This window comes from Rhizobium beringeri (assembly GCF_004306515.1).
In the GTDB taxonomy this organism is placed as follows: Bacteria; Pseudomonadota; Alphaproteobacteria; order Rhizobiales; family Rhizobiaceae; genus Rhizobium; species Rhizobium beringeri.
The window spans coordinates 1,944,628-1,959,600 of the sequence record NZ_SILG01000001.1; the positions used below are offsets into that span (position 1 = coordinate 1,944,628).

The window sequence follows — 14,973 nt, forward strand, 5'->3', positions numbered from 1 at the left end:
CGCGGCGATAGCGACAATTCTAATAATTATGGTTTATAAATCACTAACGCGAGCCCTCCCGTCTGCCCTTCCATCGCCGCAATGACGCCCGAAATCAACGTGCCGATGCGGGGCATATGGTGAACATCCGGACGCTTCCGGACGCCCCAAAAGCTCCATATTGAAACACGGTCTGCGGGTATTTCACGAGCAGCGGCGCGGCACTACCTTGCCTATCCCGGCGATATGACGCTATGCACTCTCATCGCGGGTTGGGGGCATAAGAATGGGTCGAATTTTCAAAAGCTTGATCTTGCTGGTGGTGATATCAGCCTCATCGACCGTCGCCGCCGCTGCGGAGGAAATTCCAGCCTATTGGCGCAAGACGATGACCAATGATCCCCAGACGAATTTCTATCTCGCCGAGGCCCTGAAGCCTCTATCGAACAAGGATGCCGAAACCCTCAAGGTGCTCCGCCTGTCGCTGATCGCCGGCAACCTATGCCTCGGCGCCGCCATCGATAGGAGGACAGGCGAAGCCTATCTGCAGCGGGCAGGATATGACCGCATCCGCGGAAAAGCGTGGGACGAAGCCGCCTTCCTCGCCAACGACTGGTTCAAATATTTCAACTACCGCTCCCTTGCCCATCTCTGCGCCGGCATCGACTATATTTTCGGACCTGAGGGAAAGCTGGTGCCCAATCTGGTAAGGGCCGGCAAGGGTGAACCGAAGGGATCCTACGATCCCCAAAATCCCTACCTGCGGCTTCCACCCCTACGCAAGCCGAATGGGTAGGTCACCTAGCCGACTGGATGTGATGCAACGCGGATCGCGTATTTGGCTCTTCTCGGCTGCATGGGAACGAAATGGCCGCCTCAGGCTTTGAAGGTTTAGACCTTTGGAGGATCACCATGAACGATGAGACCCTGACGCAGCTCGACACGGTCAGCCAACAGTTGCATGCCCGATCTCTCGCGCTTTCCCAGCCAGATAAAGACAACGACATCGCAATCCTGATGTCGGCACTCGCCGTGACGATGGAGGCGGTTCGATCTCTCTGCGAGGATATGAACCAGCTCAACGGTCCGAAGGGCCTTGGATCCGACGGGGGCTAGACCTCTCATGTCTCCGGTGCAATTCACGGAGAGCTTGCGCCGGGGAACGTGATACGCGCGAAACGCTCATCTCCCAGATCAGTGGACTGCCACCTACGCTGCCGGTGGGCGATACCGAATCGACTTCGCCTTTTCCAAGGCTTCGATCGTATCCTCGACGCTAAGCAGGACAGTGGTCTCCATGGAGCTGAGCGCGCCTCCTGCACCGATAGCAAGCGCGACTGCCGCCATCGATACGTTATCAGGCGCCTCCCACAGATTCCAACCATCATGCTCGCCGAAGGCGTACCAGAACCCGTGGAGCTTTCCGCCCACGGATTCAATGTAACTGCGTGCCGCCTCTCGGCGATCCTCGGGCTTTTCGATCATTCGCGCCCACGTCTCGGGCGTGTAGCTAAAGCGCGTGAGATACATGGCCATGGTTTGTTTCCTCCGCCAACACAACACAGTAAACGCTCAAGCCAGGGCGAACGCGAGTCATTTCCAATGTGCGGAACAAGGCCCCTCTGCCTGTTTCGTTTCGCAAAGAGGCAAAGATTTATGCGCCGGAACTGCGATCGGCGAAGATACCGGCAAATGCTGCAGAGCAAGTTGACGCTGCTATCAAAGCTGCTAAAAAGCCAGCCATCGAGTGATTGGGTAGCAAATCGGCAGCAAACGCCGGTTGGCAGAAATCAACAGAATGTTGATGTCTCAACCTTTCAATCAGATGGAAGAGTGTCCGAGTGGTTTAAGGAACCGGTCTTGAAAACCGGCGTGCGGGAAACCGTACCGTGGGTTCGAATCCCACCTCTTCCGCCATTTTATATTGATTTTGTTGGATAATTTCCGCTTTCTGCCCGGGCAGTTCTACGCTTATCATAACTCTGATCCTCGTATGAAAAACCGCCAGCTGGTGAGGCCGGCGGCGCGCTATGGTAGGGCTTCCGTTTTGCGGTCGCCCCGATGATCGACTGGATGGATCGGCCAAGCAACTAGCGCCCTCAGAGCGCGTGTCGTACTTCTCGTCGTACCGTGGTTATTGCGCCTCCCTCACCTAGCCCTAAATCAGCACCTCCCTAATCCTTGCGAAAATTCACGAGGCGCATAAATTCAATCTATCAGATGGCTTTTGCTGGTGACCACGGATGTACTGGCACCGTGCTGATGCAATCAAAGAAGGTCGGCGCGAGCATTCGCCCGACCTTTCTTTTTATCCCGTTCTGTGGCCACTGCCGATAATCCCATCCTGGCCCGACACCTTAATCTCCTGGCAGCGCAGCTGGTCAGAGGTTGGCTTTCTCTAAAGTAATCGTTGAGCCTCACGCCTGCTCCTTTGCGTCGACAATGAGATGATGTACAGGCTGCGGCAGGACGCGACTGCCATTAACTTAAGAATGGGGTCGGGCGGCAGATTGACGTCACGTCGCTGCCACGAGATCACGTGGCCGTCCTCTGAGCCGGCGTCGCAAAGACGTCCTGACATGACACGGCAACCTTGCAGGGCTGAAGTCACTCCGAGTTAGGTTTGCTTCAACCCTCCAATTGAGCCGCTTTAGGCTCTCGGCGTTCGCGCAGCTCCACCCTGGACCAGAAGCAGCAGTCGCCTATCCCGGCTGATTTGATATCACTGGGGCTGCAGCAGCAAGGGAAACAGCCGTGATAGCGGCGCCCCCCAAGGTTCTTCGAATTTTCCAGATTTTGGTATACCCAGTGTCTTAAGCGGCCCAACAAGCGCGAGGCTCCTTTATGATCGTTCAAGCTTGCATCAACGGCGCACGGCCGAGCGATTTCCATCCGCTCATTCCGCTGACGATCGATGCCATGGTGCGCGATGCCGCCGCTTCGGTCGCCGCGGGTGCCGCGGAGCTCCACATTCATCCGCGCGGAGCCGATGGCAAGGAGAGCCTTGCCGCTGTCGACGACACGGTTGGCGCAATCCGCCATGTCTGTCCGGGGACACTGGTCGGCGTGTCCACAGGCGCCTGGATCGAAGGCGATCGGGAGAAAACGCGGGAAGCCATCCGCTGCTGGCGCGTTCTGCCGGATTATGCGTCGGTGAACCTGTCGGAAGACGATGCGCCTGGTGTCATCCAGTTGCTCCGGCAGAAGGGCGTCGGGATTGAAGTCGGGCTGGCATCGGTCGCCGATGCGGAGCGCTACACCAGCCTCGAAGATCATGAGCGGGTCTTTCGACTGTTGATCGAGCTCGATGACGAACAGGATCTACAGCGCGCATGTGATATCAGGGATGGCATCATCGAGGTGCTCGAGCGCAGCCGCGTCAATCGGCCGATCCTTCTGCACGGTTTCGACGGGACTGTCTGGCCCTTCGTCAGATCGGCGCGTGAGCGGCACTATTCCACCCGCATCGGCCTTGAAGATGGCAAGCACCTCCCGGATGGAACGATTGCGCGTGACAACGCTGCATTGGTCGTTGCGGCCGTTGCAATCTTCCGCGGCCAATCGAAGTGATCCCACTGTCGAATTTTCGCCGTCGTCGATCCACTTGATCCCGGCCGACTGATCGTTGCTCGCGAACTAGAACCATGACAACCGGAATAGAAGCTTTCCGGTTTTCGGAATTCAGCGCGCCTGATGTCCTCAGCCGAACGCGCGGTTCGATTATCCTAATTCCGTGATGCCGCACCCGCCGATGCGAATGATCATTCAGTATTTCGACCGAGGAAAAATATTCACGAAAAATAAGCGTATATCAGGACGCCGACAGAACCCCAGAAGATAAGCGGTGCCAGTATCATCCCCGCGACGATAATCTTAGTCACAGCAAAAACTCCGCAAAACTCTGCCAGGCGCAAAATCTATGGCAGCGGCCGAAGCTTTGGTATGGGCATGAAGTCCGGGACAGGTCGGACCTTGGTCTGAGCTTCGCTGTGGCGGATGAGCGCCGGCTCATTTATCCCCCCGCTGGGCGTCGCCGGTAAGGGATCGCTGGCGTTCGGGATACCTGCGCGTGAGTTGATTGAAGAAGGGTCGCGTGGGGCTGAAGATCAGCCTAGCCGGCCCCTTCGCATTGACTATCCCATGCCAACATGATTTCCCGTCCGGGATCACAGCGCCGCGCGTCTTTTCGGACGGGCAAAGGACGCCGTACCACTTTGAATTACTGCGGGGACATTATGGCCGACATCATTGTGAAGGACAGCAACGGAACTCAGCTTCTCGATGGCGATTCCGTGACGCTGATCAAGGACCTCAAGGTCAAGGGAACTTCGGAGACGCTGAAACGCGGAACCCTGGTCAAGGGCATTCGCCTGACCGATAATCCTGGTGAGATCGAGTGCAACACCAAGCAGGTCAAAGGTCTGGTACTGAAAACAGAGTTTTTGAAGAAGGCATAGGATCTCCCTCGCCCACCATCAGTCGTCCTTGAGTGTCTCCTGCGGAACTTCTTCGGTGATCACCTGGAAACGGGAAAGCGTTGCCGGGCCAAAGGCCGTCGACATAGCGACGTCGGTGGCGTCGCGGCCGGTCCCCATTAGTATTCTACCGATCCGCGGCGTGTTGTGGCGGGCGTCGACCGTATGCCAGTGGCCGCCGAGAAAGACCTCGAACCAGGCGCTGAAATCCATCGGATTGGGGTCGATCGGAACGCCGATATCGCCGAGATAGCCCGTGCAATATCTGGCTGGGATATTCATGCATCGGCAAAGCGCGATGGCGAGATGGGCAAAGTCGCGGCAGACGCCCGCCTTGTCCGTGAAGCCGCCATGCGCGGTCCTGAGGACGTCGGCCTTCAGGTAATCGAAGGTGATGTGGTCATGGACGAAATCGCAGATCGCCTGGACGCGCGCCCAGCCGAGCGGCGTCGATGAGAACGTCGCCCAGGCGAAATCGGCAAGCCTGTCGGTGTCGCAATAGCGGCTGCCAAGCAGGAAGACCAGCACATCGTCTGGCAGGTCATTGATCGCGTGCTGGACGGCATCATCGGGAACCATGTCGGGCTGGCCGCTGTCGTAGATCTCGAATTCCGTCGAGATCGTCGTCAGGCCCGGCGGGGCGACGATCCGGCTGCAGGCATTGCCGAACACATCAGTATAGCTCCAGGCCTCGATGGGCTGGTCGAATGTCAGGATCTGATCGCTGAGAAGATCGGCACGACGGGAGGGGTGGATGTTGAGGACGAGCAGCATCGGCGTTGGCTGCATGCATTCGTAGCCCAGATGAAACCCGGCGCGTATCTTCATTGTGGCTTCCTTGTCGCGTCTCCGCTTTGGCAGCGGTGAGTGGAGAACGCTGATCGCGCTACCCGGTTCCCGCAAGATCGGGACTGTCATCGCGTGGCTGGCCAGATTGCCTCGTGGTGACGTTCACCTGCACCGTCATGCTGTCGAAATCCTTCCCATCCCCGTCATAACTGCCGCTCAACGGGACTGCCTGGCGCGGATCGCGGGCAACGGCGACACGAATGAGATCGCGGTTACCGACGATGCCGTTGGTCGGATCGAACTCGGTCCAGCCGGCGCCGGGAAGATAGATCTGGCACCATGCATGCGTCGAACCGCCGCCGAGCACGGTGGAGCCGTCCCGGTCGGGAACATAGACATAACCCGTGACGAACCGCGCCGCGAGACCGAGGATGCGTGCCGCCTCCATCATCAGCAGCGCAAAATCCCGGCAGGTGCCGGAACGAAGCTGCAAGGTCTGCACCGGCGTCTGCGTCCCATGTTCCTGGCGCCGCGCATACACGAAGCTTTCCCGAATGGCGTAACAGAGCGTCATCAGCAGGTGGCCGGTCTCCGTCGGACGCCCAAGGCGCACGAACTGGCGCGCCCAGCGTCCGACCTCGTCGTTCGGATCGGGATAATGGCGCTGCATCGCCGGCGTCAAATCGGCAATCTCATCCTTGTCATAGGAGAATGGATAGGTCAGGGCTTCGTCGTCGACCTTAAGATCCAGGGCGACCTGCGGCGTATGATCGAGCGTGATCCAGGTTTCGAAACGAAGCTCGGACGCCGGCCTCGAAATATCGACAAGCGCCACGCAATTGCCGAAAACATCGTGGATCCAGCGCACATGACTTTCCTCAGGATAGATCGTCAACGACGCTTCGATCAGCCGCTGGTCGAAACTGTCGCGCGGTCGGAACATCAAGCGATGCTCGCCGAATTCGACCTCCCTAACGTAACGATAGGACGTGATGTGGCGGACGGAGAAAATCGTCATGAGCCGCCGCCCGGTAATCTGTTCACTTTGCTGCTCCAAGACGGCGATGCCGCCTCTCCTCTGCGGAAGCGCCCTGCCCGCTTTCCCGCTTATCCCGATTTCTTGTCATATAAGCACATTCGAAAGATTGCTATTGTATCTTCAACCGATCGACGGCGGGACCGTCCAACCTAAGAGGATAACATGCATATCATCTGGGACGTTCTGACGCTTCTACTGACAATCGGCTCGCTTTATGGCGGTCGCGAATACCGGATTATTCGCGCCCGTGCCCGTGCTCAGAACTGGGGCAACTTCTGACCTGATCCCTATCATTGATTCGATCCGGATATCTCTGATTCGTTTCAGAACCATGGATCGCATCGGATCGCTGCCGGTCGCGGTTACGTCGAATGACGTAAAGCCACACGCTTAAGAAAGTGCTTTATTAGCTGAGACGGAGTCTATCCGTCCATTCTCCCTGTTATTCTAAGCCCGCCTCACCCCAGGCGGGCTTTTTTATTCCGTCGCCTGCGTCACTTCTTGGCGCCGGCGGAAAGCACCCGATGGGTCGCGTTGTCCATGGCGTGGCTCGCTTCCTGTCCATCCTTCTTCAGCCCGTATGCGGTATTGCCGCAGCCGGAAAGTGTCAGCAGGCAGATGCAGGCGATGGCGATTGCAGCTTTTGGCATCAAGTGTTTTCCCCGATTGAATGGCGATTCAGAGCATGATGCCGAAAAGTGTGAGCGGTTTTCGGACGACATCATGCTCTAACTCTTAATTTAGGACAGGATTCAGATTTTAGGCCGACTGGGCCTAAAATCATCCTATTCTAGGAAAATGATGCACTCCTCGCCAAAATCAATCCGCGGGGATAAGCGCGAACTGGCGGTATGGAACTCCATGACGTGGATCGGCGTTAACGGGAGCTATCCAACCGGGGTTAACGACATGGACTACCAGATTGCCTTCGCCGCGACGGTCGCAACAGCATCCTTCCTCTTCTTCATGTTGATCGTCCACCGGACCTGACTGCCAGCCGGCGGCGGATTGGCCTTGAGGCGCTCGATCACTTGACCAGCGCCGCCTCATGCTGCGGCCCGCCTGTTTGCGATCCGGAGAGATGGCAGCACGGAGTGCTGCCGCGTCTGCAGTCGGCGCTGATGAGGCGGCATAGACCGAAGGCCTGGAGAGCATAGATTGCAGAAGATCCGTCAGCAAACACGGGAAGGGTGCAGAAGAAGAGTTTCGACATCAGAAAGTATTATGACAAAGCAAAATGTACTGAATTTTAATTAATTGCCAGGCTTAACTATCTATTAACAATATAGTTGCGCTCCGTCCGCTTCCGCTTATGCTTTACGCAAAAGGGGAGAGGAAAGATGTTTAGCAAAAGCCTGATCATGCCTTTCGGATTCGCAATGCTCGCCATTGCCGGCCTCCTATTCCAGATTGCCGCACACGCGCTGAACTCTCCGGTCACCTTGCTGCAGCCGTGAGTCACATAAGTTGCTGAACCCGCAAGCAATCTCAGTAACTGGGAGTGGAACTTCCTTTCGTTTCGTGCATTCTGTGACTCGTTTTGCCAGGAGGGAGATAACCATGGAAGACGCAGGCGTGGGTTGGATTGCAGCCATCATTATCGGCGGTGTCGCCGGATGGCTGGCGGAAAAGGCCATGCGCAGCAGCATGAGCCTGCTCATGAACATATTGCTCGGCATCATTGGCGCCATTGTCGCCAACTGGATCCTGGGTCTGTTGCACATCCAGCCGCTCGCCGGTTGGCTGGGTTATCTGATCACCGGTTTCGTCGGTGCCTGCATCCTGATCGCGATCGGGCGCGTCATCCGCCGCTGAACCGGTCGCGATAGCTGGCCTCGGTAGCTTTTGCTGTCCTCAGAAATATTGAAAGCCGGGCGTTCATGACGTCCGGCTTTTCTTCACCCTATATTCCCGTTCAACGGCGGCTGAGCAGGCCGAACACGTAGGCAATGCCTGCCGTCACCGCGAGTGCCATGAGCGGTTCTTCGCGTACCTTGTCGCGCAGCTGCTCCGTCATCAGCGAAGCCTCGTCGGTTACCGCCGACTTTGCCCCCTGTCCCAGCGCCACCACGCTTTCCGTCAGCCGGGAGAGATCGTTGCGAAGGGCTGCGACCTGCGCCGACAGATCGTCTGCTGCTATGTCAGCCTTGACGCGCGCAGCGGTGGATTCGGCGGAAGCGGTTTTCAATTCTGCCATGGTCTGCTCCTGTTTCATGGGATGCCGCTTCAACGAGATGGCGGCCAAAAAGGTTCCGCCGGAGCCGATCTTTTGTTCGCCGCAAAGCTGCTGCCGCGCTGACGTCGGTCCGCGCAGCTTTTCGCGTCACAAACCCTTCATTTCCTGTCGGGTTTGTTTTAAGGAACGTCGAATGTCTGCCCGCGCGCGGGTCAATGATACTGCGAGGTTTGCGTTTCTATGTTCCATATCCTGAGAAGGGCCGCTCAGACCTGGGTCGCCAAGCTGCTGATGCTTCTGCTGGTCGCGTCCTTCGGCATCTGGGGCGTCTCCCGGTCGCTGATCACGGGCAGCAACAGCACCACGGTCGTGACCGTCGGCGATCAGCATGTGGACGTCAACGAATTCCACCTCGCCTATCAACGCCAGGTGGCAAGCGTCAGCCAGCAGTTCGGCACGCGCCTCACCCCCGAGCAGGCCCGCGCCTTCGGCATCGAGCAGCAGGTGCTCGCCCAGCTCGTCGCCGGCGCCTCGCTCGACCAGCTCGCCGAAGACATGAACCTCGGCCTGTCGCAGGATCGCCTCGCCCAGCTGATCGCCGACGATCCGGCTTTCAAGGCGGTCAACGGCCAGTTCGACCGCGAGCTTTTTGTCTCGCGTCTTCGCAATGCCGGCATCCGCCAGGACGATTACATCAAGGAGCGCAGCAAGGTCGCTGTCCGCAGCCAAGTGGTCGATGCCATCTCCAACGGTTTCACGGCCCCGAAGACGCTGGTCGATGCCCTGAAGCTCTATGGCGATGAAAGCCGCAGTATCGACTACCTGCTGCTGACCAACGCCAATATCGAGCCGATCAAGGCGCCTGCCGACGACGTGCTGGCGACATGGTTTGATGGCGTCAAGCAGCGCTATCGGGCGCCGGAATACCGCAAGCTCGTTTATCTCAAGCTGCAGCCCGCCGATATCGCCGATGCGGCGACCGTCACCGACGACCAGATCCACGAAACGTTCGACAAGAGCAAGGATACCTATCGCACGCCGGAAAGCCGCACCATCGAACAGCTGACCTTCACCAGCAAGGATCTCGCCGCCGCCGCCGAAACTGCGCTGAAGGGCGGCACCAGCTTCGACCAGCTGGTTTCCGACCAGGGCAAGACGGCAAGCGACGTGCTGCTCGGCGAGTTCACCAAGGACAAGGTTCCCGACCAGGCCGTTGCCGATGCGGCCTTTGCGGTTTCGCGCGATGGCGGCACGACGCCTGTCGTCGATGGCTCCTTCGGCCCCGTCATCCTGCGCGTCACCAACATCAAGCCGGAAACGACGAAGAATTTCGACGAGGTGAAGGAGGATATCCGCAAGCAGCTGGCGCTCTCCAACGCCTCTCAGGAAGTGATCAACGTTCACGATCGCATCGAGGATCTGCGCGCGGGCGGTTCCACGCTCGAGGACATTGCCGGCCAGCTGAAGCTCACCGCCGTGGCTGTCGACGCCGTCGATATGACCGGCGCCGACAAGGACGGCAAGGAGGTCAAGGATCTCCCCGCCAAGCAGCAGCTGCTCGGCGAAGCCTTCAAGACCGAGGTCGGCGTCGATGCGCCGCCGCTGCCGATCGGCAACGACGGCTATGTCTGGTTCAACGTCCGCGAAATCACGCCGGATCGCGAGCGCCCGGTGGCCGAGGTGCACGAAAAGGCCGTCGAAGACTGGACGGCGGAGCAGCAGAAGGCCGAACTCGCCAAGAAGGCCGGTGAATTGAAGGCCGAAGCGGCCAAGGGCACGGCACTTGCCGATATCGCAACACCGCTCGGCATCGCCGTCGAGAGCAAGAGCGGCGTCACCCGCTCCACCGATGATGCGGTCCTCGGCCGGGCCGGCATTACCGCCGCCTTCTCCGGCCCCGTCGACACGGTCGCAAGTGCTGTCGGCGCCGATCCCTCGACGCAGATCCTGCTGAAGGTCACCGAGGTCAACACCCAGCCGACCGGCGATGTGCTGAACAACCGCGATGCCCAGATCACCGCCATGGCGAATGCCGCCGGCGATGATATTCTCGATCAGATGGTCAACCTGCTGCAGACGCAGTATGGCGCGCAGATCAACCAGACCCTCGCCGAACAGGCGACGGTCCGCTAGGAGGCTTTATGACCGATCTGAAGCCGTTCCTGGCCAAGGCCGCAAGCCGCGAGCCGCTGACGCGTGAGGAGGCTCGAGCCGCCTTCGACATCCTGATGTCGGGCCAGGCGACTCCCTCGCAGATCGGCGGCTTCCTGATGGCGTTGCGCGTGCGCGGCGAAACCGTCGATGAGATCGTCGGCGCCGTCACCGCGATGCGCTCGAAAATGCTGACCGTCGAGGCTCCGGCCGATGCGATCGACATCGTCGGCACCGGCGGCGATGCCAGCGGCACCTACAATATCTCGACGCTGGCGGCGCTGATCGTCGCCGGCGCCGGTGTTCCCGTCGCCAAACACGGCAACCGGGCGCTGAGTTCGAAATCGGGCGCGGCCGACAATCTGGCGGCACTCGGCGTCAAGCTCGACGTCGGTCCCGAGATCATCTCCCGCTGCATCGCAGAAGCCGGCGTCGGCTTCATGTTCGCGCAGATGCATCATTCCGCCATGCGTCATGTTGGCCCCTCCCGGGTCGAACTCGGCACGCGCACGATCTTCAACCTGCTCGGCCCGCTCTCCAATCCGGCCGGCGTCCGTCGCCAGCTGCTCGGCGTCTTCTCGCCGCAATGGCTGGTGCCGCTTGCCGAAGTCATGCGCGATCTCGGCTCCGAATGCGTCTGGGTGGTCCATGGCGACGGCCTCGACGAGATCACCACGACAGGCATTACACAAGTTGCGGCGCTCGAAGACGGCAAGATCCGCAACTTCGAGCTCTCGCCCGCCGATTTCGGCGTCAGCCCTTGCGTGCTCGCCGACATCAAGGGCGGTGATGGTGTCGCCAACGCCGCGGCCCTTCGCGAGGTGCTCGGCGGCGCCAAGAACGCCTATCGCGATGTCTCGCTCGCCAATGCCGCCGCCTCGCTTGTCATCGCGGGCAAGGTCGCAACCATCCGCGACGGCATGACGCTGGCCACGCAGTCGCTGGATAGCGGCTCTACTGCGCTCGCTCTCGACAAACTCATCGCCGTTTCCAACGATATCGACTAGGATTGCCCGATGACCGATATCCTGAAGAAGATCGAACTCTACAAGCGCGAGGAGATCGCCGCCGCCAAGGCGACCGTGTCGCTTGCCGATCTCAAGGCGATGCAGGCTGATCAGTCCGCCCCGCGCGGCTTCCACAAGGCGCTCGTTGCCAAGCGTGATGCCGGCCGCTTCGGCCTGATCGCCGAGATCAAGAAGGCAAGCCCCTCGAAGGGTCTCATTCGCCCGGACTTCGATCCGCCGTCGCTGGCGAGCGCCTATGAGGCCGGCGGTGCCGCCTGCCTTTCGGTGCTGACCGACAGGCCGAGCTTCCAGGGCGCGCCGGAATTTCTGACAGCCGCCCGCGCTGCCTGCACGCTGCCGGCGCTGCGCAAGGATTTCATGTTCGAGACCTATCAGGTGCACGAGGCCCGCGCCTGGGGCGCCGATTGCATCCTGCTGATCATGGCCTCGCTGTCGGACGATGAAGCCGAGCGCCTGCAGGACGAAGCCTTCGGCCTCGGCATGGACGTGCTGGTCGAGGTCCACGACGCCGAGGAGATGGAGCGGGCGCTGAAGCTTTCTTCGCCGCTCATCGGCATCAACAACCGCAATCTGCGTACTTTCGAAGTCAGCCTCGGCGTCAGCGAGGCGCTTGCCCCCATGGTGCCTGACGACCGGCTGCTGGTCGGCGAAAGCGGCATCTTCACCCATGCGGATTGCAAGCGCCTGCAGGCCGTCGACATCAATACTTTCCTTGTCGGCGAGAGCCTGATGCGCAAGGACGACGTGGCGGCCGCCACCCGCGCGCTGCTCTTTGGCGAAGCCGCCATCGCGGCCGAATGATATGAGCGGCGCAGAGCCCGGTCTGACTCATATCGATGCCTCGGGCGAGGCGCATATGGTCGATGTCTCCGATAAGACCGAAACAGTGCGCATCGCCACTGCCGAGGGCCATGTGAAGATGGCGGCGGAAACGCTCGCTCTCATCCGGCAAGGCAATGCCAAGAAGGGCGATGTGATCGGGACGGCGCGCCTTGCCGGCATCATGGCGGCAAAACGCACCGCCGATCTCATTCCGCTCTGCCATCCGCTGATGCTGACTAAGGTCACGGTCGAGATCCAGGAAGATGCCGCCCTGCCCGGCCTGCGCGTTACGGCGACCGCCAAGCTGACCGGCAAGACCGGTGTGGAGATGGAGGCGCTGACCGCCGTCTCGGTCGCTTGTCTGACGATCTACGACATGGCCAAGGCGGCCGATAAGGCAATGGAGATCGGCGGCATCAGACTTCTTGAAAAGTCCGGCGGAAAATCCGCCGATTTCCGTCATCCGGAGGCAAGATGAACCTTCTCCCGGTTGCCGAGGCCCTGAACCGCTTGCTCTCTCGCGCAAAGCCCGTTGCCGCGTCCGAGACGCTGCCGCTTGACGAGGCTGAGGGCCGCGTCCTGGCCGTCGATCTGACGGCCGGCCTGACCCAGCCGCCCTTCAATGCCTCCGCCATGGATGGCTATGCGCTACGCCGCGAAGACGCGCCGGAGCCGGGCGCCGAGCTGAAGGTCATCGGCACGTCTTCCGCCGGCCACGCCTTCGAGGGAAGCGTCAGCCAGGGAGAGGCCGTCCGCATCTTCACCGGCGCGCCTGTTCCCCCAGGCGCCGATAGCGTCCTGCTGCAGGAGGATGCCGAGAAGATCGAGGGCGGCATCAGAACCAATTTCCCTGTGCGGCAGGGCCAGCATGTGCGTCCGCGCGGCCAGGATTTCACCGAAGGCGAAGCCGTGCTGTCGGCCGGCACCGTGCTCGATTTCTCGCGGCTGACGGTCGCTGCCGGCATGAACCGGCCCGATGTCGAGGTGCTGCGGCGCCCGCTGATCGCCATCCTCGCAACCGGCGACGAACTGCTGCCGCCCGGAAGCACGCCCGGCCCTTCGCAGATCATCGCATCCAATACGTTTGGTATTGCAGCGCTTGCCCGCAAAGCCGGTGCCGATGTGCTCGATCTCGGTATCGTGCCTGATGACAAGGCCAAGATCACCGCGGCGATCGGCACGGCGCGGGACGCCAAGGTCGATGTGATCGTCACGCTCGGTGGCGCTTCGGTCGGCGACCATGATCTGGTGCAGGCCACGCTGATCAAGGCCGGCATGCAACTCGATTTCTGGCGCATCGCCATGCGCCCCGGCAAGCCGCTGATGGTCGGCAGCTTCGGCGAGACGCATGTGCTCGGCTTGCCCGGCAATCCGGTCTCTAGCCTCGTCTGTTCGCTGCTCTTCCTGGAGCCGCTGATCCGCAAGCTCGCCTCCCTGCCGCCGGTGCAGCGCGAGGCAACTGTGGAGGCGGCGGTCACACTGCGCGCCAATGACCACCGGCAGGACTATATCAGGGCGAAACTTTCGAAATCCGCTGCCGGCGGCTGGCTCGCCGAACCCTTCGGCAAGCAGGATTCCTCGATGATGAAGGTCTTCGCCGAAGCCGACTGCCTTGTCATCCGCCCGCCGCATGCGCCGGAATTGCCGGCCGGAGCGCCCTGCCCGGTCATGCTGTTGCGGCCCGACCTCCTGGCATAATCTCGCCTTCAGCTTTGCCGGAGAGCGCAAAGACGCCCGCCAGCACGGCACCGCCGCCAGTGCCCCCGCCGAAATCCGCAACCGCATGGGTGGCGATTCGCCTGAGTTCGTCCTGCGGTAGGTAGGCCCGCTCAGGATCGCCGATCAGCACCTCGATGCCGCTCGCCTGGCAACGCCGCAGGAAGGCCATCACCCGCAGGGCAAGTGAGGGGTCGTAGAACAGATCGCCGACCGCGAGGAGATCTGTCTCTGGTGGCGGCCCCTCGATGATATCGGCGGCCCGGGCTACGATATCCACGCCGTTGATCGCCGCGTTGAGGCCGATCGCGGCAATGGCATTGGCATCGATGTCGACCGCCGTAACCGCGCGCGCTCCAGCCTTTGCCGCCGCGATAGCGACGAGCCCTGAGCCGGCGCCGAGATCGAAGACACGGCGGCCCGCGATCGTTTCCGGCTGGTCGAGCAGATGGCGGGCTAGCACGGCGCCGCCGGCCCAGGGATAAGCCCAATAAGGCGGCGGATCGGCCTCTCTGCTACCGGCAAGCCGCCAGAGCCCGCTCGCAGGCCCTGCCGTATGAAGGCAGATCTCGGGGATCGAGGGAACGGGTGATATAGGCAGGTTGGCACCGATGAAGGCGGCCGGATCGGGTTGCGACATGCCCGGGCGTTTCATCGTCGTCTGCTCCTGCCGGCGCTGTAACGGCGTCATCGTTTTTAATAGCAAGAGCAGGCCGCCGTTGTGAAATTACCCGCCATTGATGCACGCCACGATTTAGGTGAAATAATGAAGCCCAGCCAGGCTTTTCGCAAGGAACT

17 protein-coding genes and 1 tRNA gene are annotated in these 14,973 nt (G+C 60.6%); 12 read left to right on the top strand and 6 right to left on the bottom strand.

The annotated features are described in order from the left end of the window. Positions 1 to 265: 265 nt before the first annotated feature. Positions 266 to 775, top strand: a complete 510-nt coding sequence (locus ELH03_RS09885; RefSeq protein WP_128410047.1) for a hypothetical protein — start codon at positions 266 to 268, stop codon at positions 773 to 775. Positions 776 to 891: 116 nt separating this feature from the next. Then, complete coding sequence (locus ELH03_RS09890; protein WP_028733723.1) at positions 892 to 1,095, top strand: hypothetical protein; 204 nt, start codon at positions 892 to 894, stop codon at positions 1,093 to 1,095. Between the two features lie 93 nt (positions 1,096 to 1,188). Here ELH03_RS09890 and ELH03_RS09895 read toward each other — a convergent pair whose 3' ends face one another. Next, positions 1,189 to 1,515 (bottom strand): GYD domain-containing protein, encoded by a 327-nt coding sequence (locus ELH03_RS09895; RefSeq protein ID WP_164902201.1) that lies wholly within the window; start codon positions 1,513 to 1,515, stop codon positions 1,189 to 1,191. Between the two features lie 291 nt (positions 1,516 to 1,806). Between ELH03_RS09895 and ELH03_RS09900 the strand changes: the two genes are divergently transcribed. The 3 genes from ELH03_RS09900 to ELH03_RS09910 all read left to right on the top strand — a co-directional run bounded on the left by ELH03_RS09900 (position 1,807) and on the right by ELH03_RS09910 (position 4,436). Continuing rightward, positions 1,807 to 1,896 (top strand) — tRNA-Ser (locus ELH03_RS09900). Between the two features lie 927 nt (positions 1,897 to 2,823). Further along, complete coding sequence (locus ELH03_RS09905; protein ID WP_128405236.1) at positions 2,824 to 3,549, top strand: 3-keto-5-aminohexanoate cleavage protein; 726 nt, start codon at positions 2,824 to 2,826, stop codon at positions 3,547 to 3,549. Positions 3,550 to 4,214: 665 nt separating this feature from the next. After that, entirely contained in the window at positions 4,215 to 4,436 is a 222-nt protein-coding gene (locus ELH03_RS09910) for an alkylphosphonate utilization protein (RefSeq protein WP_128405235.1), read from the top strand. An 18-nt stretch (positions 4,437 to 4,454) separates the two neighbouring features. Here the strand turns inward: ELH03_RS09910 and ELH03_RS09915 are convergent, their stop codons facing one another. The 3 genes from ELH03_RS09915 to ELH03_RS09925 form a co-directional block, all read right to left on the bottom strand. Beyond that, positions 4,455 to 5,282: a transglutaminase-like domain-containing protein gene (locus tag ELH03_RS09915; protein WP_128405234.1), complete on the bottom strand. Its 828-nt coding sequence runs from the start codon at positions 5,280 to 5,282 to the stop codon at positions 4,455 to 4,457. 58 nt (positions 5,283 to 5,340) lie between these two features. After that, positions 5,341 to 6,261 carry a transglutaminase family protein gene (locus tag ELH03_RS09920; protein ID WP_128405233.1) on the bottom strand — a complete coding sequence of 307 codons (921 nt, stop codon included), beginning with the start codon at positions 6,259 to 6,261 and terminating at the stop codon, positions 5,341 to 5,343. A gap of 515 nt (positions 6,262 to 6,776) precedes the next feature. Further along, on the bottom strand, positions 6,777 to 6,932 hold the full coding sequence (locus tag ELH03_RS09925) for a hypothetical protein (RefSeq protein ID WP_018445292.1): 156 nt from the start codon (positions 6,930 to 6,932) through the stop codon (positions 6,777 to 6,779). 148 nt (positions 6,933 to 7,080) lie between these two features. Between ELH03_RS09925 and ELH03_RS37360 the strand changes: the two genes are divergently transcribed. Beyond that, on the top strand, positions 7,081 to 7,272 hold the full coding sequence (locus ELH03_RS37360) for a hypothetical protein (RefSeq protein ID WP_165430517.1): 192 nt from the start codon (positions 7,081 to 7,083) through the stop codon (positions 7,270 to 7,272). A gap of 570 nt (positions 7,273 to 7,842) precedes the next feature. Continuing rightward, entirely contained in the window at positions 7,843 to 8,097 is a 255-nt protein-coding gene (locus ELH03_RS09935) for a GlsB/YeaQ/YmgE family stress response membrane protein (protein WP_018242084.1), read from the top strand. Between the two features lie 100 nt (positions 8,098 to 8,197). Here the strand turns inward: ELH03_RS09935 and ELH03_RS09940 are convergent, their stop codons facing one another. Then, positions 8,198 to 8,479 (bottom strand): hypothetical protein, encoded by a 282-nt coding sequence (locus ELH03_RS09940; RefSeq protein WP_026188395.1) that lies wholly within the window; start codon positions 8,477 to 8,479, stop codon positions 8,198 to 8,200. A 219-nt stretch (positions 8,480 to 8,698) separates the two neighbouring features. Between ELH03_RS09940 and ELH03_RS09945 the strand changes: the two genes are divergently transcribed. Genes ELH03_RS09945 through ELH03_RS09965 form a run of 5 tightly spaced genes read left to right on the top strand, consistent with a single transcriptional unit; the run spans position 8,699 to position 14,157 of the window. Beyond that, positions 8,699 to 10,591: a peptidylprolyl isomerase gene (locus ELH03_RS09945; protein ID WP_130766263.1), complete on the top strand. Its 1,893-nt coding sequence runs from the start codon at positions 8,699 to 8,701 to the stop codon at positions 10,589 to 10,591. Between the two features lie 8 nt (positions 10,592 to 10,599). Next, positions 10,600 to 11,616 carry an anthranilate phosphoribosyltransferase gene (gene trpD, locus ELH03_RS09950; RefSeq protein ID WP_128405231.1) on the top strand — a complete coding sequence of 339 codons (1,017 nt, stop codon included), beginning with the start codon at positions 10,600 to 10,602 and terminating at the stop codon, positions 11,614 to 11,616. A 9-nt stretch (positions 11,617 to 11,625) separates the two neighbouring features. Further along, a complete protein-coding gene (trpC, locus tag ELH03_RS09955) occupies positions 11,626 to 12,438 on the top strand; it encodes an indole-3-glycerol phosphate synthase TrpC (RefSeq protein WP_130658898.1) in 813 nt (270 codons plus the stop codon). 1 nt (position 12,439) lies between these two features. Then, complete coding sequence (gene moaC / locus ELH03_RS09960; protein WP_130766264.1) at positions 12,440 to 12,937, top strand: cyclic pyranopterin monophosphate synthase MoaC; 498 nt, start codon at positions 12,440 to 12,442, stop codon at positions 12,935 to 12,937. Then, positions 12,934 to 14,157 carry a molybdopterin molybdotransferase MoeA gene (locus ELH03_RS09965; RefSeq protein WP_128405229.1) on the top strand — a complete coding sequence of 408 codons (1,224 nt, stop codon included), beginning with the start codon at positions 12,934 to 12,936 and terminating at the stop codon, positions 14,155 to 14,157. The genes moaC and ELH03_RS09965 overlap by 4 nt, the downstream gene beginning before the upstream one ends. On the opposite strand, the gene ELH03_RS09970 is transcribed toward ELH03_RS09965, so the two are convergent. After that, a complete protein-coding gene (locus ELH03_RS09970; RefSeq protein WP_024322650.1) occupies positions 14,126 to 14,830 on the bottom strand; it encodes a class I SAM-dependent methyltransferase in 705 nt (234 codons plus the stop codon). The two genes, ELH03_RS09965 and ELH03_RS09970, sit on opposite strands and share 32 nt — an antisense overlap. Positions 14,831 to 14,973 lie beyond the last annotated feature (143 nt).

Coding starts and splice junctions, on each gene's coding strand:
- ELH03_RS09885 (WP_128410047.1), top strand. CDS start 266: ATGGGTCGAATTTTCAAAAGCTTGATCTTGCTGGTGGTGATATCAGCC.
- ELH03_RS09890 (WP_028733723.1), top strand. CDS start 892: ATGAACGATGAGACCCTGACGCAGCTCGACACGGTCAGCCAACAGTTG.
- ELH03_RS09895 (WP_164902201.1), bottom strand. CDS start 1,515: ATGGCCATGTATCTCACGCGCTTTAGCTACACGCCCGAGACGTGGGCG.
- ELH03_RS09905 (WP_128405236.1), top strand. CDS start 2,824: ATGATCGTTCAAGCTTGCATCAACGGCGCACGGCCGAGCGATTTCCAT.
- ELH03_RS09910 (WP_128405235.1), top strand. CDS start 4,215: ATGGCCGACATCATTGTGAAGGACAGCAACGGAACTCAGCTTCTCGAT.
- ELH03_RS09915 (WP_128405234.1), bottom strand. CDS start 5,282: ATGAAGATACGCGCCGGGTTTCATCTGGGCTACGAATGCATGCAGCCA.
- ELH03_RS09920 (WP_128405233.1), bottom strand. CDS start 6,261: ATGACGATTTTCTCCGTCCGCCACATCACGTCCTATCGTTACGTTAGG.
- ELH03_RS09925 (WP_018445292.1), bottom strand. CDS start 6,932: ATGCCAAAAGCTGCAATCGCCATCGCCTGCATCTGCCTGCTGACACTT.
- ELH03_RS37360 (WP_165430517.1), top strand. CDS start 7,081: ATGATGCACTCCTCGCCAAAATCAATCCGCGGGGATAAGCGCGAACTG.
- ELH03_RS09935 (WP_018242084.1), top strand. CDS start 7,843: ATGGAAGACGCAGGCGTGGGTTGGATTGCAGCCATCATTATCGGCGGT.
- ELH03_RS09940 (WP_026188395.1), bottom strand. CDS start 8,479: ATGGCAGAATTGAAAACCGCTTCCGCCGAATCCACCGCTGCGCGCGTC.
- ELH03_RS09945 (WP_130766263.1), top strand. CDS start 8,699: ATGTTCCATATCCTGAGAAGGGCCGCTCAGACCTGGGTCGCCAAGCTG.
- trpD (WP_128405231.1), top strand. CDS start 10,600: ATGACCGATCTGAAGCCGTTCCTGGCCAAGGCCGCAAGCCGCGAGCCG.
- trpC (WP_130658898.1), top strand. CDS start 11,626: ATGACCGATATCCTGAAGAAGATCGAACTCTACAAGCGCGAGGAGATC.
- moaC (WP_130766264.1), top strand. CDS start 12,440: ATGAGCGGCGCAGAGCCCGGTCTGACTCATATCGATGCCTCGGGCGAG.
- ELH03_RS09965 (WP_128405229.1), top strand. CDS start 12,934: ATGAACCTTCTCCCGGTTGCCGAGGCCCTGAACCGCTTGCTCTCTCGC.
- ELH03_RS09970 (WP_024322650.1), bottom strand. CDS start 14,830: ATGAAACGCCCGGGCATGTCGCAACCCGATCCGGCCGCCTTCATCGGT.